This is a genomic window from Micromonospora sp. NPDC047707 (genome assembly GCF_040704235.1).
In the GTDB taxonomy this organism is placed as follows: Bacteria; Actinomycetota; Actinomycetes; order Mycobacteriales; family Micromonosporaceae; genus Micromonospora.
Genome location: NZ_JBEYSU010000001.1, coordinates 310936 through 332769 on the forward strand (window position 1 = coordinate 310936; position 21834 = coordinate 332769).

Annotated in this window: 24 protein-coding genes; 9 read left to right on the forward strand and 15 right to left on the reverse strand. The window is 74.5% G+C overall.

Annotated elements, in window-relative coordinates:
- Nucleotides 1-236 precede the first annotated feature (236 nt).
- From rpsO to truB, 3 genes are all read right to left on the reverse strand, one after another.
- Nucleotides 237-506 (reverse strand): 30S ribosomal protein S15, encoded by a 270-nt coding sequence (gene rpsO, locus AB0873_RS01515; protein WP_155333538.1) that lies wholly within the window; start codon nucleotides 504-506, stop codon nucleotides 237-239.
- A gap of 265 nt (nucleotides 507-771) precedes the next feature.
- Nucleotides 772-1701, reverse strand: coding sequence for a bifunctional riboflavin kinase/FAD synthetase (locus tag AB0873_RS01520; RefSeq protein WP_366597955.1), 930 nt, complete (start codon nucleotides 1699-1701; stop codon nucleotides 772-774).
- 36 nt (nucleotides 1702-1737) lie between these two features.
- Complete coding sequence (truB, locus tag AB0873_RS01525; RefSeq protein ID WP_366597956.1) at nucleotides 1738-2622, reverse strand: tRNA pseudouridine(55) synthase TruB; 885 nt, start codon at nucleotides 2620-2622, stop codon at nucleotides 1738-1740.
- Between the two features lie 146 nt (nucleotides 2623-2768).
- Here truB and AB0873_RS01530 point away from each other — a divergent pair, with 146 nt between their 5' ends.
- On the forward strand, nucleotides 2769-3089 hold the full coding sequence (locus AB0873_RS01530; RefSeq protein WP_366597957.1) for a hypothetical protein: 321 nt from the start codon (nucleotides 2769-2771) through the stop codon (nucleotides 3087-3089).
- 48 nt (nucleotides 3090-3137) lie between these two features.
- On the opposite strand, the gene AB0873_RS01535 is transcribed toward AB0873_RS01530, so the two are convergent.
- The 10 genes from AB0873_RS01535 to rimP form a co-directional block, all read right to left on the reverse strand.
- Entirely contained in the window at nucleotides 3138-4466 is a 1329-nt protein-coding gene (locus tag AB0873_RS01535) for an MATE family efflux transporter (RefSeq protein WP_366597958.1), read from the reverse strand.
- Between the two features lie 506 nt (nucleotides 4467-4972).
- Nucleotides 4973-5182: a DUF6186 family protein gene (locus tag AB0873_RS01540; protein WP_196255955.1), complete on the reverse strand. Its 210-nt coding sequence runs from the start codon at nucleotides 5180-5182 to the stop codon at nucleotides 4973-4975.
- Nucleotides 5182-5589, reverse strand: a complete 408-nt coding sequence (locus tag AB0873_RS01545; RefSeq protein WP_155333543.1) for a hypothetical protein — start codon at nucleotides 5587-5589, stop codon at nucleotides 5182-5184. The genes AB0873_RS01540 and AB0873_RS01545 overlap by 1 nt, the downstream gene beginning before the upstream one ends.
- Nucleotides 5590-5707: 118 nt before the next feature.
- Nucleotides 5708-6772 carry a bifunctional oligoribonuclease/PAP phosphatase NrnA gene (locus AB0873_RS01550; RefSeq protein WP_366598054.1) on the reverse strand — a complete coding sequence of 355 codons (1065 nt, stop codon included), beginning with the start codon at nucleotides 6770-6772 and terminating at the stop codon, nucleotides 5708-5710.
- Nucleotides 6773-6804: 32 nt separating this feature from the next.
- Nucleotides 6805-7287 carry a 30S ribosome-binding factor RbfA gene (gene rbfA, locus AB0873_RS01555; RefSeq protein ID WP_366597959.1) on the reverse strand — a complete coding sequence of 161 codons (483 nt, stop codon included), beginning with the start codon at nucleotides 7285-7287 and terminating at the stop codon, nucleotides 6805-6807.
- Between the two features lie 152 nt (nucleotides 7288-7439).
- Nucleotides 7440-7733: a DUF503 domain-containing protein gene (locus tag AB0873_RS01560; RefSeq protein ID WP_155333545.1), complete on the reverse strand. Its 294-nt coding sequence runs from the start codon at nucleotides 7731-7733 to the stop codon at nucleotides 7440-7442.
- A gap of 87 nt (nucleotides 7734-7820) precedes the next feature.
- The gene (gene infB / locus AB0873_RS01565) at nucleotides 7821-10829 is read right to left on the reverse strand and encodes a translation initiation factor IF-2 (protein ID WP_366597960.1); all 3009 of its coding nucleotides are present in this window, start codon (nucleotides 10827-10829) and stop codon (nucleotides 7821-7823) included.
- Between the two features lie 93 nt (nucleotides 10830-10922).
- A complete protein-coding gene (locus AB0873_RS01570) occupies nucleotides 10923-11255 on the reverse strand; it encodes a YlxR family protein (RefSeq protein WP_155333547.1) in 333 nt (110 codons plus the stop codon).
- A gap of 16 nt (nucleotides 11256-11271) precedes the next feature.
- The gene (gene nusA / locus AB0873_RS01575) at nucleotides 11272-12315 is read right to left on the reverse strand and encodes a transcription termination factor NusA (protein WP_366597961.1); all 1044 of its coding nucleotides are present in this window, start codon (nucleotides 12313-12315) and stop codon (nucleotides 11272-11274) included.
- The gene (gene rimP / locus AB0873_RS01580) at nucleotides 12312-12998 is read right to left on the reverse strand and encodes a ribosome maturation factor RimP (RefSeq protein ID WP_366597962.1); all 687 of its coding nucleotides are present in this window, start codon (nucleotides 12996-12998) and stop codon (nucleotides 12312-12314) included. The genes nusA and rimP overlap by 4 nt, the downstream gene beginning before the upstream one ends.
- Before the next feature lie 267 nt (nucleotides 12999-13265).
- Here rimP and AB0873_RS01585 point away from each other — a divergent pair, with 267 nt between their 5' ends.
- The 7 genes from AB0873_RS01585 (at nucleotide 13266) to AB0873_RS01615 (ending at nucleotide 19748) form a co-directional block, all read left to right on the forward strand.
- Nucleotides 13266-13679 (forward strand): hypothetical protein, encoded by a 414-nt coding sequence (locus AB0873_RS01585; RefSeq protein ID WP_366597963.1) that lies wholly within the window; start codon nucleotides 13266-13268, stop codon nucleotides 13677-13679.
- Nucleotides 13676-14125, forward strand: a complete 450-nt coding sequence (locus AB0873_RS01590; protein ID WP_366597964.1) for a ferritin-like domain-containing protein — start codon at nucleotides 13676-13678, stop codon at nucleotides 14123-14125. The genes AB0873_RS01585 and AB0873_RS01590 overlap by 4 nt, the downstream gene beginning before the upstream one ends.
- 76 nt (nucleotides 14126-14201) lie before the next feature.
- Nucleotides 14202-14789 (forward strand): PadR family transcriptional regulator, encoded by a 588-nt coding sequence (locus tag AB0873_RS01595; protein ID WP_155333552.1) that lies wholly within the window; start codon nucleotides 14202-14204, stop codon nucleotides 14787-14789.
- Nucleotides 14786-15532 carry an ABC transporter ATP-binding protein gene (locus tag AB0873_RS01600; RefSeq protein ID WP_196255750.1) on the forward strand — a complete coding sequence of 249 codons (747 nt, stop codon included), beginning with the start codon at nucleotides 14786-14788 and terminating at the stop codon, nucleotides 15530-15532. The genes AB0873_RS01595 and AB0873_RS01600 overlap by 4 nt, the downstream gene beginning before the upstream one ends.
- On the forward strand, nucleotides 15529-18276 hold the full coding sequence (locus AB0873_RS01605; RefSeq protein ID WP_155333553.1) for an FtsX-like permease family protein: 2748 nt from the start codon (nucleotides 15529-15531) through the stop codon (nucleotides 18274-18276). The genes AB0873_RS01600 and AB0873_RS01605 overlap by 4 nt, the downstream gene beginning before the upstream one ends.
- 104 nt (nucleotides 18277-18380) lie before the next feature.
- A complete protein-coding gene (locus AB0873_RS01610) occupies nucleotides 18381-18881 on the forward strand; it encodes a nitroreductase family deazaflavin-dependent oxidoreductase (RefSeq protein WP_155333554.1) in 501 nt (166 codons plus the stop codon).
- Nucleotides 18882-19025: 144 nt separating this feature from the next.
- The gene (locus AB0873_RS01615; protein ID WP_366597965.1) at nucleotides 19026-19748 is read left to right on the forward strand and encodes a nucleotidyltransferase domain-containing protein; all 723 of its coding nucleotides are present in this window, start codon (nucleotides 19026-19028) and stop codon (nucleotides 19746-19748) included.
- Between the two features lie 66 nt (nucleotides 19749-19814).
- Here AB0873_RS01615 and AB0873_RS01620 read toward each other — a convergent pair whose 3' ends face one another.
- Nucleotides 19815-20528: a VIT1/CCC1 transporter family protein gene (locus AB0873_RS01620; protein WP_155333556.1), complete on the reverse strand. Its 714-nt coding sequence runs from the start codon at nucleotides 20526-20528 to the stop codon at nucleotides 19815-19817.
- Entirely contained in the window at nucleotides 20525-21382 is an 858-nt protein-coding gene (gene map / locus AB0873_RS01625) for a type I methionyl aminopeptidase (RefSeq protein WP_366597966.1), read from the reverse strand. The genes AB0873_RS01620 and map overlap by 4 nt, the downstream gene beginning before the upstream one ends.
- Before the next feature lie 95 nt (nucleotides 21383-21477).
- On the opposite strand from map, the gene AB0873_RS01630 reads away from it, so the two are divergent.
- Nucleotides 21478-21792, forward strand: a complete 315-nt coding sequence (locus AB0873_RS01630) for an STAS domain-containing protein (RefSeq protein ID WP_366597967.1) — start codon at nucleotides 21478-21480, stop codon at nucleotides 21790-21792.
- Nucleotides 21793-21834: the final 42 nt, after the last annotated feature.

The window sequence follows — 21834 nt, forward strand, 5'->3', positions numbered from 1 at the left end:
TGCGGTTGTGCTCCTTCGCGTGAACGGACCCGCGACGCAGAGCTGTTCAGACGGCCGGTCTTCGATCGAAGCGCCCGGGCGGTCGGCGTCGTGCCGTTTGCCCGGGGGCCACTACCGGAGACCGGTACGCTGACCGGCTCCCTGGGTGTCGGGTGGTCGCGCGGTCCTGGTTGTTCGGTGTTCCCGGTGGTGAACCGAAGCGGGGGAGCGGCCTGGTCGGCCACTCCCCCGTCACGTCACCGGCGCAGACCGAGCCGCTCGATGAGCGACCGGTAGCGGTTGATGTCCTTCTTCTGGACGTAGTTGAGCAGCCGACGGCGACGGCCGACCAGCAGCAGCAGCCCGCGGCGGCTGTGGTGGTCGTGCTTGTGCACCTTCAGGTGCTCGGTCAGGTCCGCGATCCGCTTGGTGAGGACCGCGACCTGCACCTCGGGCGAACCGGTGTCGCCCTCGACGGTCGCGTACTCCGCGCGGATCTGGGCCTTGGCTTCCTGGTCGAGCGCCATGTTCTCCCTGTTTCGATGGGTTGTTCGGCGATGTCCGTCGTGTCGGGTCGCGCCGAACGGAAACGGACGGTCCTCGCACCCGCGGCGTCGTGCAGGCACGCGAGGCCCCACGTCGGTCAGCCGACGTCCCCGTCAGCCTACCAGCAACCGGTCGGGCGAGCCGGTCAAGGGCCGCGGGGCGGCTCGGCGGCGTCGACCGGCCGCCGGAGCCCACCGCCGGTGGACGGCCCGCACCTCCCGTCGCCCGGGGCCCGCGCGGGCGGCCTCAGGCCAGCGCCCGCCGGGTCCGCTCGACGTCCTCGGTGATCTGGGCCACCAGCGGCTCGACCGAGTCGTACCGGACCTGCCCCCGCAGGTGAGCCACGAAGTCCAGGGCCAGCCGCTCGCCGTACAGGTCGCCGTCGAAGTCGAGCACGTACGCCTCGACCCGCCGCTCCCGCCCGGAGAAGGTCGGATTGGTGCCGACCGACACGGCGGCCATCAGCGGCTCCCGGTGCCCCCGCCGCACCAGGCGGGCGGCGTACACGCCGTCGGCGGGGACCGCGGCGTACCGGTGACAGAGCAGGTTGGCCGTGGGGAAGCCGAGCTCACGGCCGCGCTGGTCGCCGCGCACCACCACCCCTTCGAGGCGGTGCGGCCGGCCCAGCGCGGCAGCGGCGGTGACCACGTCCCCGGCGTCGACGCACGAGCGGATGTACGTGGAGGAGAAGACGGTGCCCGCCTCCGACACCAGCGGCGCCCCCTCGACGGCGAAGCCGAAGGTCCGCCCGAGCCGTTCCAGCAGCGCCACGTCACCGGCGGCCCGGTGCCCGAACCGGAAGTTGGCACCCACCACGACCCGGGTGGCGTGCAGGTGCTCGACGAGCACGTCGTGGACGAACGCCTCGGCCGGCAGCCGGGAGAACTCCGGTGTGAACGGCACCACGCAGAGGACGTCCACGCCGAGCGCCTCGATCAGCTCGGCCTTGCGGGCCGGCTCGGTGAGCACCGCCGGGTGCGAGCCCGGCCGCACCACCTCCGCCGGGTGCGGGTCGAAGGTGACCACCACCGACTTGACGCCCAGCTCCCGGGCCCGCGCCACGGCGTGACCGATGGTCGCCTGGTGCCCCTTGTGCACGCCGTCGAAGACGCCGATCGTGACGACCGACCGCCCCCAGCCACCGGGCGCCGCGTCGTACCCCCGCCACCGCTGCATACCGCTCCTCCCCTGCCGCTGGCCGACCGCCGCCTGTCAGGCCGGGGCCAGCACGATCTCCGCGCGGGCCCGACCGTCCCGCTCGCTGACGATAGCGATCAACCCCCCGGCCGGGCCGAAGACCGCGTACGGGCCGGTGATCCCGACCGGCTGCAGCGGGCCGCCGTGCGACAGCACCCGCTGCTCGTCGGCGGTGGCGTCCCGACGCGGGAAGAACCGGTCGGCCGCGGCGGCGAGCGGCAGGTTGACCACGTCGGGGGCGCGCTGCTCCAGCTCGTCGAGGGTGGCCGCCTCGGCCAGGGTGAAACCACCGACGGCGGTACGCCGCAGCGCGGTCAGGTGCCCGCCGACCCCGAGCGCCAGCCCCACGTCCCGGGCGATCGCCCGGATGTACGTGCCGGACGAACAGGTGACGTCGACGTCCACGTCCACCACGTCGGGCTGGTCCCGGCGGACCGCGAGGACGTCCAGCCGGGAGATGGTGACCCGGCGGGCCGGAAGCTCGACGCTCTCCCCCTCTCGTACCCGCTTGTACGCCCGCTGTCCGTCGATCTTGATGGCGCTGACCGCGCTGGGCACCTGGTCGATCTCACCGGTGAGCGCCGCGAGGGCGGCCCGGACCGCGTCGTCGGTCACCCGCCCGGCCGGGGTGGTCGCGATCACGTCGCCCTCGGCGTCGTCGGTGACCGTCGCCTGGCCGAGGCGGATCGTGGCGGTGTAGCTCTTGCCGGCCCCGATCACGTACGTCAGCAGCCGGGTGGCCCGACCGACGCCGATCACCAGCACGCCGGTGGCCATCGGGTCGAGGGTGCCGCCGTGCCCGACGCGTCGCGTCCGGGCCAGTCGCCGCACGCGCGCCACCACGTCGTGCGACGTCATGCCACCGGGCTTGTCGACCACGATCAGTCCGTCTGCGCTCACGACCGCCAAGCCTGCCAGATGGGCCGGTGCGCCCCGGCGACGGGACGCCGGGCCGAAAACAGGAATGTGTTGTTCGCCTCTTCCTGCCACGATGTCCGGTGGTGACGCCGGCCGGCAGTCCGGCGTCCGGACCACGGGGAGATTCGATGGGCACTCCGAACGACAGCCGGACCGGTCCCGCCGCCGACGACCGGCGCCTGCTCCGCACCCCGCAGCAGCCCTCCTCCTTGCCGGAGTGGATGCTCAACCCGCCGCCTCCGCGCCGCACCGTCGGTGACCGGTTGGCCGGCGCCGCCCTCGCACTGCCGGGCGCCGCCGTGCTCCGCCGGCAGTGGTGGGCGTGGCAGGGCCGGCGCCGGCTACACGAGCGCTACCCGAACGCGGTCAAGGTGGCCGCGTTCTTCCTCTGCTTCGCGGCGGCGCTGGCTCTGGTGCTGGCCGCCAACGCCCTCTTCGGGATGGTGTGACGCACAGCCGATCGGGATGCGCGGCGCGGGCCGGCGGGTGTGCCCCGGTCAGGCCCGGACCGCGCCGACCACCGCCCAGCCGCCGGAGCGCAGCCGGAGCAGCAGGGCGACCAGCCGGAGCACCACGAAGAGGGTGAGCCCGGCCCAGATGCCACCGAGCCCGAGGTCGAGCCCGTACGCCAGCCAGATCGCCGGCAGGAAGCCGCCGAGCGCCGCCACGATCGTCAGGTTGCGCAGGTAACGGACGTCCCCGGCGCCGATCAGCACCCCGTCGAGGGCGAAGACGACGCCGGCGAGCGGCTGCATCGCCACGAACCACGGCCAGGCCACCATCGCCTGGTCGCGTACCTGCGGATCGGAGCTGAACCACCCGGGAACCACGCCGGCGCCGGCGGCGATGAGCACGGCGAACGCCACGCCGCAGACCCCGCCGAGCAGAGCGATCCGGCGGGCCAGGCCGCGCGCCCCGGCGGCGTCGCCGGCGCCCAGCGCCGCGCCGACCAGCGCCTGGGCGGCGATGGCGAGCGCGTCGAGCACCAGCGCCGTGAGGAACCACAGTTGCAGGGCGATCTGGTGGGCCCCGACGGCGGCCGCGCCGAAGCGGGCAGCCACCGCGGTCGCGGACAGGAAGCTCGCCTGGAAGGCGAGACCGCGGATCAGCAGGTCACGGCTGAGCACGAGTTGCTGGGCGATCATCCGTGGGCGCGGGCTCAGAGACACCCGTTCGGCGACCAGCGCGCCGACGAAGAGCGCACCGGAGATCGTCTGCGCGATCACGTTGGCCACCGCCGAGCCGACCAGGCCGAGCCCGGCCGGGTAGACCAGCAGCGGGCAGAGCACCGCGGAGAGCAGGTTCGGTCCGAGCACGAACCACAGCGGACGGCGGGTGTCCTGGATGCCGCGCAGCCAGCCGTTGCCGGCGGCGGCGAGCAGCAGGCCTGGAGCGCCGAGCGCCGCGACGCGCAGCCACTGGGCCGCGGCGTCGGCCACGTCGCCGTCGGCCCCGGCGAGGGTACGCGTGAGCGCTCCGCCGCCCAACTGCATGCCGACCGCGACCGCGACGCCCACCCCGAGGGCGAGCCAGGACGCCTGGACGCCCTCCGCCACGGCGGCGCCCCGGTCACCGGCACCGAACCGGCGGGCGGACCGGCCGGTGGTGCCGTACGCGACGACCGTGCCGAGCCAGGCGATGAGGGTGAGGACGGTGCCGCCGACGGCCAGCGCGGCGAGCGGGACCCGGCCCAGGTGCCCCACGACGGCGGTGTCGACCAGGACGTAGAGGGGCTCGGCGGCCAGCACGACGAGTGCGGGCAGGGCGAGCGCCGCGATCCGTCGGGGCGACGCCGTCTCGGGGGCGGTGGCGACCGGCTGGCTCATCGCCGCCGATCCTGACACGTGCGAGGTAAGGGCCGCAACCTCGCTCGTCACTTACCGGGCGGTCCTCCCGTCCCGGCTGGTCGATGCCCGGCACACCGGCGTGGGACGCCGCCGGGCATCAACCGATCCGCGCCGGCGTCACTGACGGGTGTCCATCGAGGTCTGCAGGGCGCGGCGCATCTGCTCGCGGGCCTCGTCCGTGGTCTCGGGCTTGGGCTTGTTCGGCATGAGTGGTGATCCCTTCCAGGGCGCGAGCCACCGGCACGACGGTGGAACTCACGGGCGGTCTGTGCGCCCTCAGCACATCCGGGGTCACCGGAGCGGCTGCTGGGGCAGCGAGCCCGGGTCGATCGGACCCTGGAGGGAGGCGGCGCCGGGTGCGGCACCACCGCCCACGACCAGCGCCGTCGCACGGCCCCGGTCATTTCCCAAGCTATCGTTCAGGTCCACATGCTGCGCGGTGTTCCCGGAATCTGGACAACGGTGACGGTACGCCGACCGCCCCCTCAGCGGGCCAGGAAGTGCCAGCCGAGCCACCACCAGAAGCCGAAGACGCCGATCCGGCCGACCGGCACCGACCCCACCTCGTAGCGCATCACGTACGCGCAGAGCTCGCCGAGGGTGGGGATCCGGGACCCCTCGCGCCGGGCCGCCCACTCGACGACGGCGAAGAGGGCCAACGAGACCAGGAAACCGCCGATGGCCAGCGCCCGCATCATCGCCGCACCAGCCCCCAGAACGCCGACAGCCAGGCCAGCCAGGTCGCGGAGCGGACCAGCCGGTCCTCCAGCAGCGGATCGGCCAGGCGGGAGAAGGTGGGGAAGTCGTCGCCGGCGGCGGCCACGAAGGTCGCCCCCTCGAACACCACGAACACCACGACCGGCAGCGTCCACCACACCGCACCCGAATCCAGCCGGTGCGGCGCGGGCCGCCGGGGCACCCGGTTGCTCAGGCCGAGCCAGATCAGCACCCCACCGGTGCCGAGCGTCCAGAGGTTGGCCTCGACCGAGAAGGACGGGAACCGGCCACCGACGAGCGACAGGCAGACGAGCACCGGCACGGCGACGGCGGGACGGTCCCAGGCGCGGGGCGCCTCGACGGTGAGGTCGTGGGGCTGCTCCATCCCGCAATTCTGCCCACCGTCACCGACGGCGGAAAGACGGACACTCCCCGGAGCCGACCCTGATCTTTCGGGTCGAGCCCCGCACCGGCGTCGGGCCGGCGGTCCCGGCGACCCAAATTCAGCGGCGGACGTCGATCAGCGCCGCGTCCAGTTGGTCGCGGATGGCGTCGACCACCTGCTCGGCGTCGCCCCGCCCGGTGAAGCCGGCCGCGAAGCGGTGCCCGCCACCACCCAGCGCCACCGCCACCCGGCTGACGTCCACCGCACCTTTGCTACGCAGCGACACCGCCCACTCCCCGGGCGCGATCTGCTTCACCACGCAGCTCACGTCGGCCTCCGCGGTGCACCGTACGGAGTCGATGAGCGCCTCCAGCACGTACGGCCGCTGTCCGTGCCGCGCCAGGTCGTCCAGGGTCGCGTACGTCCAGACCAGACCCCGGCCGCCCGCCGCCGCGGGCTCCAGTCGCGCCCGGCCCAGCACCTCGCCGAAGAGCCGGACCGCGCCGAACGGCCGGGTGTCGAAGATCCGGCGGGAGATGTCGCCCGGCCGGATGCCGGTGGCGAGCAGCCGGGCCGCGAGTCGGTGCACCGCCGGGGTGGTGGCCTCGAACCGGAACGAGCCGGTGTCGGTGGTCAGCGCCACGTACAGGCACTCCGCGATCCCCGCGTCGAGCGGCACCCCGAGACGGGTCAGCAGCTCGTCGACGACCACCGAGGTCGCCGCCGCGCCCGGCTCCACCAGGTTGACCCCGCCGAACCGGGTGTTGGACGCGTGGTGGTCGAGCACCAGGGCGGTGCCGGCGGTGGCCAGCCGGTCGACGAGGTCGCCCAGGCGGGATTCGCTCGCCGCGTCGAAGCAGACCACCAGGTCCGGATCCGGGTACGCCTCCGCCGCCGGCACCAGCAGCTCCTCGCCCGGCAACCCGCGAAGCGTCTCGGGCACCTCGAACGGGCCGGGAAAGGTGGCCTGCATCCGCCCGACGCCGAGCCGCCGCAGGGCGAGGCCGAAGCCGAGCATGCTGCCGAGCGCGTCGCCGTCGGGGTTGACGTGGCAGATCAGCAGCACCCGCCCGTCCGCCGGCACGGCACGTACGGCGGCGACGGCGGCCGCCCACTCGGCCTCGACCGGCCCGGCCGCCGCCGGGGCGGCCTCGGTGGACGTCTCGACGGCGCCGTCGGGCACCACGTCGGTCAGCGCGCCGCCGGACGGATCGGTCACCGCCGGTCCCCGCTCCGCGGCTCGTCAGCTTCCTCGGTCTCCTCGGTGTCCTCGTCCGCCTCGTCCTCCAGCCGGTACGGCTGGGCCTCGCCCGCGTACTCGGCCCTGGCGGCGAGGCGCTGCACCTCGGCGTCCGCGTGGCGCGCCTGGGCGAGCAGGTCGTCGATGTGCTTGACCTGGTCCTGCACGTCGTCGAGGACGAAGGTCAGCGTCGGCGAGTGGCGGAGCCCGAGGGCCTTGCCCACCGTGCTGCGAAGCATGCCCTTGGCGCTCTCCAGCGCCGCCGCCGTGCCCGACTGGGCCGCCGCGTCGCCGAGCACCGTGTAGAAGACCGTGGCGTCCCGCAGGTCGGCGGTGATCCGGGCGTCGGTGATGGTGATCATGCCGAGCCGCGGGTCCTTGATCTGGCTGCGTACCACCGACGCGACCAGTTCACGCACCCGCTCCGCGTGCCGGCGTACCTTGGCCGGATCCGACATCTCGCCACCTCCACGGCGTCCCGCTCCCGGCCGCCGCCGGGGGACGCGGAACGTCACCCGGGCCGGCCGGCCAACACCTCGAACACTACCCGCGCCACCACCGCGGCCGTGCGCCGCCGCCGGTGGTACCGGACACCCGGTGACGGACGGTCTCAGTCGTCCTCACCGTGCAGCCGTCGGCGCACGGACAGCAGCTCGGCCTCCGGCCGGGCGGCCACCAGGCGCTCGCACGAATCCAGCACCTCGCGCACGTGGGCCGGCTCGGCCGCCACCACGGCCACCCCGATCAGCGCCCGACCGTGCAGGTCGAGCGCTCCCACCTCGGCGGCCGACACCTCGAAGCGGCGCAGCGCCGCCACGATCGGCCGTACGTAGGACCTCTTGGCCTTGAGCGACCGGGAGTCGCCCGGCAGCAGCAGGTCGAAGACCGCGGTTCCGGTGAACATCGCCTCGGACGATACCCGGACACACCCACACATGATCAAGGGGTTTACGCCTTTCGGCGTAAACCCCTTGATCAGTGTCTCAGCGGATCAGGCGCGTACCTTCTCCCGCATCTCGAAGGTCTCGATCACGTCGCCGACCTGGACGTTGTTGTACCCGGCCAGGGTCAGACCGCACTCGAAGCCCTCGCGCACCTCGGTCGCGTCGTCCTTGAACCGCTTGAGCGAGCTGATGGTGAGGTTGTCCGCCACCACCGTGCCGTCGCGCAGGAGACGGGCCTTGGCGTTGCGCCGGATGAGGCCCGACCGGACGATACAACCGGAGATGTTGCCGATCTTGGACGAGCGGAAGACCTCGCGGACCTCCGCGGTGCCGAGCTCGACCTCCTCGTACTCCGGCTTGAGCAGGCCCTTGAGCGCCGCCTCGATCTCCTCGATGGCCTGGTAGATGACGGTGTAGTACCGGATCTCCACGCCCTCGCGGTCAACCATCTCACGGACCTTGTTGGCAGCCCGCACGTTGAAGCCGATGATCGTGACCGCCTCGGACGAGGCGCTCGCCAGCATGACGTCGCTCTCGGTGATCGCACCGACGCCCCGGTGGATGATCCTGAGCTGGACCTCCTCGGGGATGTCGAGGGCGAACAGGGCGTCCTCGAGGGCCTCCACCGAACCGGAGACGTCGCCCTTGAGCACCAGGTTGAGCGAGGTCTTCTCGCCCTCCTTGAGCTGCTCCATGAGCGTCTCGAGGGTGGCCCGGCCACGGGAGTTGGCGAAGGCCGCCGCCCGCCGCCGCGCCTGGCGCTGCTCGGCGATCTGCCGCACGGTGCGGTCGTCCTCGGCGGCCAGGAACGTGTCGCCCGCCCCCGGCACCGCAGTCAGACCCAGCACCAGCACCGGACGGGACGGACCCGCCTCGGAGACCTGGTTGCCGTTCTCGTCGAGCATCGCACGGACCCGGCCGTGCGCCCCGCCGGCGACGATCGAGTCGCCCGCCCGCAGGGTGCCCTTCTGCACCAGCACCGTCGCCACCGCACCGCGGCCCTTGTCCAGGTGCGCCTCGATCGCCACACCCTGCGCCGGCCCGTCGATCGGAGCGGTCAGCTCCAGCGACGCGTCGGCGGTCAGCAGGACGGCCTCGAGCAGGTCCTCGATGCCGATGCCCGGCTTGGCGGCCACGTTGACGAACATGGTGTCGCCGCCGTACTCCTCGGCGACCAGGCCGTACTCGGTCAGCTGCTGGCGGACCTTGTCCGGGTTGGCCTCCGGCTTGTCGACCTTGTTGACCGCGACCACGATCGGCACGTCCGCCGCCTTGGCGTGGTTCAACGCCTCGATGGTCTGCGGCATGACGCCGTCGTCGGCCGCCACCACCAGCACCACGATGTCCGTGACCTGGGCACCACGGGCACGCATGGCGGTGAACGCCTCGTGACCCGGGGTGTCGATGAAGGTCACCGCCCGGTCCTCGCCCTCGTGCGGGACGTGGACCTGGTACGCGCCGATGTGCTGGGTGATGCCACCCGCCTCGCCGGCCACCACGTTCGCCTTGCGGATCGCGTCGAGCAGCTTGGTCTTACCGTGGTCGACGTGACCCATGACGGTCACCACCGGCGCACGGCTGACTAGGCGGTCCTCCGCCACCTCGGCGTCGAGGTCGATGTTGAACTGCGCGAGCAGCTCGCGATCCTCGTCCTCCGGGCTGACGATCTGCACGTTGAAGCCGAGGTGCTCACCCAGCAGCAGCAGGGTGTCGTCGGAGCAGGACTGGGTCGCCGTGACCATTTCGCCCAGGTTGAACATCTCCTGGACCAGCGAACCCGGGTTGGCGTTGATCTTGTCGGCGAAGTCCGACAGCGAGGCGCCACGGGACAGCCGGACGACCTGACCCTGGCCCCGGGGAGCACCCGAGCTCATGGTCGGGGCCGACAGGTTGTCGAACTCCTGTCTGCGCTGCTTCTTGGACTTGCGACCACGGGTCGGCTTGCCACCCGGACGCCCGAAGGCACCCGCGGCGCCGCCGCCGCGACCGCGACCGCCACCACCGGGACGACCGGCGCCACCAGCCGGGGCACCCGGGCGGAAACCGCCGCCGGCACCGCCACCGCCACCACCACCGGGACCGCCACGGTAGCCACCGCCACCGCCGCCGCCACCGGGACCGCCACGGTAGCCACCGCCACCGCCGCCGCCACCGGGACCGCCGCGGAAGCCACCGCCACCGCCGCCGGGACGACCTGCGCCGCCACCGGGGCCGCCACGACCGCCACCGGGACCGCCGGGGCGACCGGTCGCGGGACGCTGGCTCGGCATCGACGCCGGGCTGGGCCGCGGCGGCATCGACGCCGGGCTCGGCCGCGGCGGCATCGACGCCGGGCTCGGGCGGGGACCGCCCGCACCGGCGGCCGGCGGGCGCTGCTGCTGACCGCCCTGGATGCCGAACGGGTTGTTACCGGCGCCACGCGCCGGCGGGCGGCCACCCGGCCGACCACCGGGGCCCGGGGTGGGCCCACCGGGACGACCGGCGGCCGGGGTGCCCGGCCGGGCCGGCATGCCGCCCGGACCCGGACGCGGGCCGGGACGCGGGCCACCCTCCGTCGGCGGTTCCCGACGGACGTTCTCCCGCTGCTGCTGCCGGGCAGCCTGCGCGGCCTTGACCGCGGCCTCCTGCTCGGCCTTCAGTGCGGCGGCACGCGCCTCGGCGGCCGCCACCTCGATGTCGTGGGCGCTCGCCGGCTTCGCAACCGGCGCCGCCGGCTGCGGCGGGCCCGGAACCGGCCCCTTGGGCTTCGGCCCGGGGGTCGGCGCACCCGGCCGCCGGGGCGGCATCGGCTTGGCCGAGACGCGGGGCGCGCCCGGGGCCGGCGACGGGGTCGGGGTCGACGCCGGAGCCGTCGGAGCGGCCGCCTGCGGGGCGGCCGGCGCCGGGGCACCGCCGTTGTTGACGAATGCGCCACGCAGCCGTCGGGCGACGGGCGCCTCGACGGTGCTGGACGCGGACTTCACGAACTCGCCCATCTCCTTGAGCTTGGCGAGAACGGTCTTGCTTTCGACCCCGAGCTCCTTGGCAAGCTCGTGTACGCGGGCCTTTCCTGCCACTGCACTCCTCACTCCGAGGTCGTGCGGGCAGCACCCGCAGCGACCTCACTCGTGCACTTGAAGCCTGGTCATTTCTGCGACTTCATCGTGTGCTCATGTCGGTCGTCCTACCTTGCTAGCGACCCGCGCCCGGTCGGGTTGACCGGACGTCGTGGTTGGCGCATCGAGGTGCGCCGCGAGCTCACCGTGGTCGAGGACCCCGGTGACGCGCAGCGCCCGCCCGAAGGCGCGACGCCGCACCGCCTGCGCGAAGCAGGCCGGATCCGGGTGCAAGTGCGCCCCCCGACCCGGCAATCTGCGGGCCGGATCGGGCCGAAGGCTGTGTCCAGCCCCGTCACCGATCGCGACGATCCGCAGCAGTTCACCGGCCGGCGCACGTCGCCGGCAACCCACACAGGTGCGCTCCGGCTGCGCGCGTCGTGCCACCGGGGAAAGTCTACCCCTAGCTTCCGGAGATCGCGCCGCCCGGCTCCGGGACGTGATCGGCACCCCCGCCCCCGGCCGGGCCGGTCGGCTCGGCGTCGGACCGGATGTCGATCCGCCAACCGGTCAACCGGGCCGCAAGCCGGGCATTCTGCCCCTCCCGGCCGATGGCGAGCGACAACTGGAAGTCCGGCACGGTCACCCGGGCCGTGCGGGTGGCCAGGTCCACCACGTCCACCCGCAGCGCCTTGGCCGGCGACAACGCGTTGCCGACGAAGGTCGCCGGGTCGTCCGACCAGTCGATGATGTCGATCTTCTCACCGTGCAGTTCGCTCATGACGGCCCGCACCCGCTGCCCCATCGGCCCGATGCACGCCCCCTTGGCGTTCACACCGGGCGCGGTGGAGCGGACGGCGATCTTCGTACGGTGACCTGCCTCACGGGCGATCGCGCTGATCTCGACCGTCCCGTCGGCGATCTCCGGCACCTCCAGGGCGAAGAGCTTCTTCACCAGCGCCGGGTGCGACCGGGACAACGTGATCTGCGGGCCGCGCATTCCCTTGGCCACGTGCACCACCACGCAGCGGATCCGCTCGCCGTGCGCGTACCGCTCGCCGGGCACCTGCTCCGACTGGGGCAGGACGCCCTCCAGCTTGCCCAGGTCGACGGTGACGATGCCCTTCTCGGCGCGCGCCTCGTGCGCCTGGACGACACCGGTGACCAGGTCGCCGTCGCGGCCCACGTACTCGCCGAAGTGGGCCTCGTCGGTGGCCTCCCGCAGCCGCTGGAGAATCACCTGCTTGGCCGTCATGGCCGCGATCCGGCCGAAGTCGTGCGGGGTGTCGTCCCACTCCCGCACCACGCTGCCCTCGGAGTCCATTTCCTGGGCGTACACCAGGGCCGCGCCGGTCTTGCGGTCGATCTCCACCCGCGCGTGCGGCTCCGCACCCTCGGTGTGCCGGTACGCCGTCAGCAGCGCGGTCTCGATCGCCGCGAGGATCGTGTCGAACGGGATCTCCCGCTCGCGCTCCAGTGCGCGCAGCGCCGCGAGGTCGATGTTCACCTCTCCTCGTCCTCCACATCGTCGTCGTCGAAGTCGTCGGTGTCGCCGGCTCCGCCGGCCTGGTCCGTGCCGTCGAACTCGTCCGCTTCGTCGATCTCGTCGAGGCGGGTGAACTCGACCTGCACCCGCCCGGGGCCCAGGTCGGCGTACGTCCATTCGGCGCGACCGGCGTCGGTCTCCAGGACCACCCGCTCGTCGTCAACCTCGACCACCCGCCCGGTGACCTGGCGGTCGCCGGCGGTCTCGCCGCCGCGCACGGTCACCTTGACGAGCCGGCCGGTGTTGCGCCGCCAGTGCCGGGGAAGGGTGAGCGGCCGGTCCACGCCGGGCGAGCTGACCTCCAGCTGGTACTCCCCGGCCACGATGTCCCCGCCCGCCTCCTCGGCGGCGTCCAGCGCGGCGGAGACGGCCCGCGAGACGTCCGCGACGGCGTCCAGGTTGATCCCACCGTCGGCGTCCACGATCACCCGCACCACGTGCCGCCGGCCGGCCCGGGACACCGACAGGTCCTCCAGGTCGTACCCGGCGTCGGTGACGACCGGCTCGATGACCTCGCGCAGGCGTGCGCGCCGCGCGGCGAGGTCGCCGCCGCGGGCCACGCGGTCGGTGCCCCGCGTGCCGGCCGGGTGCCGCGGTCGCCCCGTCGGCCCGGTCGGCCGGGTGGCACGGCCACGCTGCGTCATCTGCGCCCCTTCTGCTGGTCGCGGTGCCCGGTCCGGTCGCCACGACGGTACGCCACCGGGGCGGACGCGCCGGTGGTTGCGCAGAGCGTAACGCGCCGTCCGCGTACCGGCCCGGCCGGCGCACCGAGGCCGATGGCCACCGGGCCGGTAAGGATGGTGTTGACTTGTCCGGTGGCGACGGGCAGAACGACAGAGCGCGACGGGACAACCCGGCATTCCCGGCGAAACGTGATACGGGCGGGCGCCCTCCTGGCGCTCGGTGCTGCCGTGGCACCGCTCACCGGCTGTGATCCATTCGACCGCGACGCGGAACCGGCCCCGGGGCCCGACCCGCTCGCACCGCTCGTCAACGAGGCACTCGCACTCGCCGCGGCGTACCGGGAGGCGGCCGCCGCACACCCCACGCTGGCCGGGCGGCTGACGCCGATCGCCGAGGCGCACGCCGCCCACGCGGCGGAGCTGGCCCGGGTCGCCCGGATAGCCCTGCCGTCGGCCACCGCCACCGCGCCTCCCGGCGCCCCGGCGGCCGACCCCGACACCGCGCTCGCCGCGCTGCGCGAACGCGAGACGACAGCCCGGCAGACGGCGACCCGCGCGTGTGCGGAGGCACCGGCCGAACGGGCCGCGCTGCTCGCGTCCGTCACCGCCGCCCGCGCCACGCATCTGGAGGTACTCCGGTGACCGCACCGACCCCCACCGCCGGGCCCTCCGCCGCGCTCGGTGCCGCGCTCACCGCCGAGTACGCCGCCATCTGGGCCTACGGCCCGATCGGGGTACGCCTCACCGGCGCCGCCCGGAAGGCGGCACGGGACGCGGAGGCGGCGCACCGGCGGCGCCGCGACGACCTCGTGCTCAAGCTCAGCACCGGCGGCGGCACCGTCCCGCCCGACCGGGCCGGCTACGCCCTGCCGTTCCCGGTGACCGACGCGGCGAGTGCGCTCCGGCTCGCCGTGGAGGTGGAGGAACGGACCGGGGCGTTCTGGCGGGCGGCGGTGGCCGCCACCACCGGCGCCGACCGGGACCACGCCCTCGCCGCGCTGGTCGACTGCGCCGTACGGGCCACCCGCTGGCGCCGGACCGCCGGGATCACACCGCTGACCGTGCCGTTTCCGGGCCGTCCCGCCTGACAGGTCCGCCACAGGTGGTGGCCACGGCCGGCGCTCCGGTTGCCGCTGACATACCAGGTATGCATACTCCGGAACCATGTCCATCCGTCACGGGCTGCTCGCCCTGCTCGAACGCGGTCAGATGTACGGCTACCAGCTGCGCTCGGCGTTCGAGGAGTCGACCGGGTCCACCTGGCCGCTGAACATCGGACAGGTCTACACCACGCTCTCCCGGTTGGAACGGGACGGGCTGGTGCGGTCGCTGCCGGAGAGCGAGGCCGGGCAGCGCCCGTACGAGATCACCGACGCGGGACGGGCGGACCTGGCGCTCTGGTTCGCCACCCCGATCAGCCGGGCCGACCGGCCCCGCGACGAGCTCGCCATCAAGCTCGCCCTCGCGCTCACCACGCCCGGCGTCGACGTGCGGTCGGTGGTGCAGACCCAGCGCGCCGCCACCATACGGACCCTCCAGGAACTGACCCGGCTCAAGTACGCGAGCGACCGGCCGGAGGACCTGCCCTGGCGTCTGGTGCTGGACGCGATGGTCTTCCAGGCCGAGGCCGAGGTCCGCTGGCTGGACCACTGCGAGAGCAGTCTGGTGCGGCACCGGCCGGCGGCACCGGCGGCCGGGCACGACCCCGCCGCCGAGGCGGTGGAGCGGACCGACGAGAGGGCCCGGCGGTGAGCCCGGCGGGGGACGAGGCGCGCGTCCCCGTGCTCGACGTCCGCGACGTGCACCGCACCCACGGCAGCGGCCCGGCCGCCGTCCACGCTCTGCGGGGGGTGAGCCTCACCGTCCACGCCGGGGAACTCGTCGCGGTGATGGGGCCGTCCGGGTCGGGCAAGTCCACGCTGCTCGCCCTCGCCGGTGGGCTGGACGGCCCGACCGCCGGGGACGTCCACGTCGAGGGTCAGCGGCTCGGCGGGCTTGATCGGCGGCGCCTGGCCCAGCTGCGGCGGCGCCGCATCGGCTACATCTTCCAGGACCTCAACCTGCTCGGCAGCCTGACCGCCGTCGAGAACGTCGCGCTCCCCCTGGAACTCGACGGCGCCGGCGTGCGACGGGCCCGCCGGCTCGCGCTGGACGCGCTCGCCGAGGTGGGCCTGCCGGAGCTGGGCGACCGCTTCCCGGACCAGCTCTCCGGCGGGCAGCAGCAGCGGGTGGCCATCGCCCGGGCGCTCGTCGGCGAACGACGGCTCGTCCTGGCCGACGAGCCGACCGGCGCGCTGGACTCGCAGACCGGCGAGGCGGTGCTGCACCTGCTGCGCCGCCGGGTCGACGCGGGAGCGGCGGGGGTGCTGGTCACCCACGAGGCGCGGCACGCCGCCTGGGCGGACCGGGTGGTGTTCCTGCGCGACGGGGTGATGGTCGACTCGACGGCGCCGCTGGGTGACGTCGAGCAGCTGCTGACCGGCAGCGGCCGGTGAGCCGCGGTCGGCGCGGCGCGCGGCTCGTCGCGGCGGCCGGCTCGTGGTGGGTCGCGCTACGGATCGCCCGGCGGGAGGCGCGCCGCGCCCGGGGCCGGACCGCGCTGGTGCTCGCGATGATCGCGCTGCCCGTGCTGGTCCTCTCCTTCGCGGCGACGACCTGGGACATGTCCAATTTGACCCGGCCCGAACGCGCCGCGCGCCAGCTCGGCGCCGCGGACGCCGAGCTGCTACCGGTGGCCCGTAACCCGGTCACGCAGGCTCCGTGGGGCGACGGGTGGGGGCAGCGTGGCGACGACCTCGTCCCACCCGGTCGGGTCACCGCGGAGCAGGTCACCGGCCTGCTCCCACCCGGTGCGCGCGTCCTGCCCATCCTGCGGTGGGCGTTCTTCGAGGCCCGGGTGGGGGACCGCGTCGAGGACGGCGTCTCCGGCCGGGTCGTCGACCTCACCGATCCGCTCGGGCGCGGCCTGGCCCGCGTCCACGCCGGCCGCGCGCCGGCCGTCCCCGGCGAGATCGCGGCCAACCCGGCCGCCCTCCGGCGGCTCGACACCCGCCTCGGCGGGACGGTCACCTCCGCGGACGGCCGTCGCACCTGGACGGTGGTCGGCGTGGTCGAGTTCCCCGACCAGCTGAGCCCCCTGGTCGTACTGCCCCCCGGTCCGCAGGTCGACGAGGAGGCCACCTGGCTGGTGGACCTGCCGGGCGCCGTCGGCGAGGACCTGATCCGCCGGCTGAACGAGCACGGGTACGTGGTACAGGCCCGCGTTCCCGGGCCACCGACGGAGGACGGCCGCACCCCGGGCGGGATCTCCCGGATCGCGTCGGTGGACGTGGCGGACGCGAGCGGGATCGTGCTGGTCGGCGGGCTCGCCCTGCTCGAGGTCGTACTCCTGGTCGGGCCCGCCTTCGCGGTCGGCGTCCGGCGGCGTCGGCGGGACCTTGCGCTGGTCGCGGTGGCCGGCGGTGACGACGCACACCTGCGCCGCATCGTCCTCGCGGACGGGATCGTGCTCGGAGCCGTCGGGGCCGGCGGCGGCCTGGCCCTCGGCGTCGCCGCGGCCGTCGCCGCCCGACCGCTGGTGGAGGAGTACGTCTTCGGGGAACGCTTCGGCGGTTACCGCACCCCACCCGCGCTGCTGCTGGCCATCGCCGCGGTCGCCGTGCTGGCCGGGGTGCTCGCCGCGCTGGTGCCGGCCTGGACGGCCGCCCGGCAGGACGTGGTGGCCGGGCTCGCCGGCCGGCGTACGCCACCGGCGTACCGGCGCCGGTGGCTGATCGCGGGGGTGACGCTCACCGCCGCCGGGGCGGTGCTCGCCGCCACCGGAGCGGTCGTGTGGACTCACCCGACCGTGATCCTCGCCGGTCTGGTCCTCGGCGAGCTGGGGCTGGTCCTCGCCACGCCGACGCTGGTCGGGCTGCTCGCCCGCGTCGGCCGCGTCCTGCCGCTGGCACCGCGGATCGCCCTGCGGGACGCCAGCCGCAACCGGTCGTCGGCCGCCCCGGCGATCTCGGCGGTGATGGCGGCGGTCGCCGGCAGCGTCGCCCTCGGCGTGTACCTGGCGAGCGACGAGGCCCGCAGCAACCAGTCCTGGCGCCCGGCCCTGCCGGCCGGGACCCTGCTGGTCACCAGAGTCGAATCGCCGGAGCAGGCCGCCACCCGGGTCACCGGCCCGGACGGGGCGGTCGGCCCGCTCGAGAGCGCGGTCGCCGCCGCGGCCCGGACCCACCTCAATGGCCGGCAACTGGCGCCGTTGGTGGAGGTCGGGTGCGCGGCAGCGGCCGACCCGTGCCAGGTCGCCCCGGTGCTGCCACCCGACCGGGCCTGCCCGTGGCCGGCGGGCGGCGGTCTCACCGAGGCGGACCAGCGGCGGGCCCGGGCCGACGAGCGCTGCCGGCGCGGACCGGAGGACCCCTGGGGCCCGCACGTCGTCGTCACCGTCGACGACGGCCGCACGCTGCCGCTGCTCACCGACGCCACCGCGGCCGAAGCCGCGGAGGCCGCGGCGGTGCTGCGCGCCGGCGGCGCGGTGGTGACCGACCCGCGCTACCTGGTGGACGGACGGCTGGAGATCGTCGTGCGCGACGGCGCCGACGCCGCCGTCTCCACCCGCGCGACCGTGCCCGGTTACGCACTACGCACCCACCGACTGGCGATGGACCGGCTGCTGCTCTCTCCCGGCGCGACCACCCACCTCGGCGTGACCGCCCAGCCGGTCGGCTGGGCGTTCGCCACGGAACACGCGGCCGACCGGGACCGTCGGGACCGGTTCGTCGCCGCGCTGCGACCGCACGGGACGGTGTCGGTCGGCTACGAGGAGGGTCCGCCCGCGAGCGACACCCGTCCCCTCCTGCTGCTGCTCGCCGCGGCCTCGGGCGTGATCACCCTCGGTGCCGCCGGGGTGGCGACCGGGCTCGCCGCCGCCGAGGGGCGCGCCGACCTGTCCACGCTGGCCGCCGTGGGCGCGCCACCGGCGGTACGCCGGATTCTCTCCCTGTGCCAGGCCGGGGTGATCGCCGTCCTCGGTTCGGCCCTCGGCATCGTCGCCGGCCTCGGATCCGCCCTCATGATCCTGATCGCCACCAACCGGCGGTACACCGACAGTTGGCCGGTCGGCGAGCCGTACCCCCTGGTCGTGCCCGGCACCACCCTCGCCGTGCTGGTGGTGGTGCCGCTGGTGGCGATGCTCGGGGCGGGCCTGTTCACCCGCTCCCGGCTACCGGTCGAACGCCGTCTCGACTGAGCGGTGACCGCGCCACCTCACGGCGGCCCCCGCCACCCACCGGGCAGCGGGGGCCGGCGGTCCCGGGGGTGCCCTCCCGGCCGCCGAACCGGCACACTGTTCCCGTGTCCGTACTGGGAACCCTCACCCGCCGCGTCGGTCACCACCGCTGGTTCGGCGCCGCCGCCCGCCTGCTCGTCCCCGCCGACCGCGTCGTCGGACGCCTCACCCGGGGGCGCGTCGTCGCCCTGGGGCTCATCCCCTCGCTGGTCATCACCACCACCGGCCGCCGCTCGGGCAAACCCCGCAGCAACCCCCTGCTGTACGTGCCGGACGGCGACGGGTACGTGGTGATCGGGTCGAACTGGGGGCAGACCCATCAGCCCGGCTGGGCGTTGAACCTGCTCGCCGACCCGATTGCCGAGGTGGACGTCAAGGGCCGCCGAATCCCGGTACGCGCCGACGTCGCGGAGGGCGCCGAACGGGAACGGCTCTGGCAGCTCCTGGTGACCGAGTGGCCGGCGTACCGCACGTACGTGCGGCGGGCCGGCGGCCGCGAGATCCGCATCTTCCGGCTCGTGCCCACCGGGCCGGGCGGACCGTCCGGCGCGAACGGGAGCGCGTAGGGCCGGTGCCGACGTCCCTGGCCGAGCCTGCGGCGGGCCCCGGCGACGACGGTCGGCGCGTCCCGCGCCGGCAGGTCGGGACACGGCCTAGGGTGGTGCCCGTCCGGCGGTGGCCGAGGTCCGGCGGGACGTGAGGTGAGCGGCGTGCACTCCGAGGACGGCGAGGCGTACCGGGACGATCCACGGTGGGCCGTCGCCGAGCGGGTGGCGGAGGCGGTGCGCCGGCGGTTCCCGGCGGACGTCCTCGCGGTGGCGGTGCACGGCCCCCTGGCCCACGGCGACGACGACGGTGGCGGGGACAGCGAGGTCGGCCTGCTGGTCGTCACGTACCGTCCCGGCGGCCCGCCCGCGGCGACCCGGCGGGTGGACGGCGTGCTCGTCGACCTGACCGTCGCCGCCGCCGACGACTACCTCCACCGGGCTCGGGCGATCAGCCCGCTCTGGCCGCTCACCGCCGACCGGTACGTGACCACGCGCGCCCTGCACGATCCGACCGGCTGGTTGCGCAGGCTGCGCGACGAGCACCTCGGGTGCCTGGCCCGGGCCCGGCCGGCCGAGTTCAGTACCGCGGCCCGGCAGGCCTGGTACCGGGGCAGCGCGGCACACGCGCGGGCCCTCCGGCTGGCCGAGTGGTACGAGACCGACCAGGCTCTGCTCATGCTCGGCGAGGCGCGGCTCGCGGCGGCGACGGTGAGCGGCCTGCTCAGCCGCACCTACTTCCGTGACCCTGGCGACGCGGTGCGCCGGACCGGGCTCGCCGGTGCCGACATGACCGAGGTGGGCGCCGTGCTCGCCAAGCAGGCCGAGGAGCTGGCCGCGCGCGGTCGCCCCGTGGACGGCACGGTGGACGACCTCCTCGACGGCTGACACCACGGTGTGCCGGCGCGACGGCTGACACCGGGGTGCCGGCCGGCCCGGCCGGCGCGCGCCGGCCTACAGCCCGCCCTGGACGCCGATCAGCGTGCCGATGGCGTACGTCGCGGCGGCGGCCAGCCCGCCGAGCAGCAACTGACGCAGTCCGCTGGACCACCAGGGCCGGTTGGTGAACGTGGCGACGACCGCCCCGGCCAGGAAGAGCCCGAGGCCACCGACGCCCAGCGCCAGCCACAGACTGGTGAGCCCGAGCAGGTACGGCAGCAGCGGCACCAACGCACCGGCCGAGAAGAACAGGAACGACGAGACCGCCGCCGCCCACGGGCTGGGCTGGTCGTCCGGGTCGACGCCCAACTCCTCCCGGACGTGCACCCGCAGGGCCTCCTCCGGGTTGCGGCGTACGGCCTCGGCGACCTGCACCGCGAGATCCCGGGGCAGACCCCGGGCGACCCACGCGTCGGCCAGTTCCCGCGCCTCGGCCTCGGGGTGCCGTTCCAGCTCCCGGCGCTCCTTGGCGACCTCGGCGGCCACCTGCTCGTTGGCGGAGCGGACGCTCGTGTACTCGCCCAGCCCCATGGAGATGGCGCCGGCCACCAGGCCGGCGGTGCCGGTGAGCACGACGGTCCGCGGCGACACGCCGCCGCCGCCCACGCCCGCGATCAGGGCGATGTTCGTCACCAGGCCGTCCATCGCGCCGAACACCGCCGGCCGCAGCCAGCCGCCGGACACGTCCGCGTGGTGCGCCTCGCGCAGCGCCGCAGGGGTGTCGGTCACGGCAACGTCAGGATCTCGTGACCGTCCTCGGTCACCACGATGGTGTGCTCGAACTGGGCGGTCCACTTCCGGTCCTTCGTCACGACCGTCCAGCCGTCGTCCCACATGTCGTACTGGTAGGTGCCGAGGGTGATCATCGGCTCGATGGTGAACGTCATGCCCGGCTCCATCACGTCGGTGGGGCGGGGGCTGTCGTAGTGCGGCACGTAGAGCCCGCTGTGGAAGGACTCCCCGATGCCGTGGCCGGTGAAGTCACGGACGACGCCGTAGCCGAAGCGCTTCGCGTACGACTCGATCACCCGGCCGATCACGTTGATCTGGCGGCCCGGGGCGACCGCGCGGATGCCCCGCATCATCGCCTCGTGGGTGCGCTCGACCAGAAGCCGGGCCTCCTCGCTCACCTCGCCGACGCAGAAGGTGGCGTCCGTGTCGCCGTGCACCCCGTTGAGGTACGCCGTCACGTCGACGTTGACGATGTCGCCGTCCTGCAGCACGGTGGAGTCGGGGATGCCGTGGCAGATCACCTCGTTGAGGCTGGTGCAGCAGGACTTCGGGAAGCCCTTGTAGCCCAGTGTCGACGGGTAGGCGCCGTGGTCGCAGAGGAACTCGTGCACCACCTTGTCGATCTCGTCGGTGGTCACGCCCGGCTTGCAGTGCTCGCCCGCGAGCTGGGTGGCCTGCGCCGCGAGGCGCCCGGCGATCCGCATCTTCTCGATGGTCTCCGGGGTCTGCACGTGCGAGCCACGCCACTCCTGGGGACGCTTCTTCCCCACGTACTCGGGCCGGGGGATGTGGGCGGGCACCTGCCGCCACGGAGAGAGCGTGCCTGGGGTCAGCGGCGCACGGGCGGTCATTCCGCAAGCCTATCGCCGCGCTGTCGGGCAGCCCCCGCCCCCGCCGGTCACGGCCGGTTGTTGCCCCGCCTGGTCGGCTGTGCCATGGTGTCTGCGTGGATCAAGGGGGCGCGCCGCCCGTCTTCTCCGCGAGCGCGGAGCTCGACGGTGATCACCTCCACGTGGTCGTGACCGGCGAGGTCGACATGGCCACGGCCGACACGATGCTCCAGACCGCCCTGCGGGAGCCGGCCCGGCGGGTGACGCTCGACCTGCGGGCCGTCACGTTCTTCGACTCGGCGGCGATCCACGCGGTGGTCCGCCTCGCCCAGAAGTTCCCGGAGGCGCTCACCGTGCTGCCGTCCCGGCAGGTCGCCCGGGTGCTGGAGATCTCCGGCCTGGGCGGGCAGGCCTGGTACCGCTCCCCCTGACCCGGCGCCCCGGCCAGGGACCGTGACGCGGGTCCCACACCG

What these genes read in the sequence shown, in the direction of transcription:
- rpsO (WP_155333538.1), bottom strand. Translation starts at nt 506, where the DNA reads ATGGCGCTCGACCAGGAAGCCAAGGCCCAGATCCGCGCGGAGTACGCG.
- AB0873_RS01520 (WP_366597955.1), bottom strand. Translation starts at nt 1,701, where the DNA reads ATGCAGCGGTGGCGGGGGTACGACGCGGCGCCCGGTGGCTGGGGGCGG.
- AB0873_RS01530 (WP_366597957.1), top strand. Translation starts at nt 2,769, where the DNA reads ATGGGCACTCCGAACGACAGCCGGACCGGTCCCGCCGCCGACGACCGG.
- AB0873_RS01535 (WP_366597958.1), bottom strand. Translation starts at nt 4,466, where the DNA reads ATGAGCCAGCCGGTCGCCACCGCCCCCGAGACGGCGTCGCCCCGACGG.
- AB0873_RS01540 (WP_196255955.1), bottom strand. Translation starts at nt 5,182, where the DNA reads ATGCGGGCGCTGGCCATCGGCGGTTTCCTGGTCTCGTTGGCCCTCTTC.
- AB0873_RS01545 (WP_155333543.1), bottom strand. Translation starts at nt 5,589, where the DNA reads ATGGAGCAGCCCCACGACCTCACCGTCGAGGCGCCCCGCGCCTGGGAC.
- rbfA (WP_366597959.1), bottom strand. Translation starts at nt 7,287, where the DNA reads ATGTCGGATCCGGCCAAGGTACGCCGGCACGCGGAGCGGGTGCGTGAA.
- AB0873_RS01560 (WP_155333545.1), bottom strand. Translation starts at nt 7,733, where the DNA reads ATGTTCACCGGAACCGCGGTCTTCGACCTGCTGCTGCCGGGCGACTCC.
- rimP (WP_366597962.1), bottom strand. Translation starts at nt 12,998, where the DNA reads ATGACGCAGCGTGGCCGTGCCACCCGGCCGACCGGGCCGACGGGGCGA.
- AB0873_RS01595 (WP_155333552.1), top strand. Translation starts at nt 14,202, where the DNA reads ATGTCCATCCGTCACGGGCTGCTCGCCCTGCTCGAACGCGGTCAGATG.
- map (WP_366597966.1), bottom strand. Translation starts at nt 21,382, where the DNA reads ATGACCGCCCGTGCGCCGCTGACCCCAGGCACGCTCTCTCCGTGGCGG.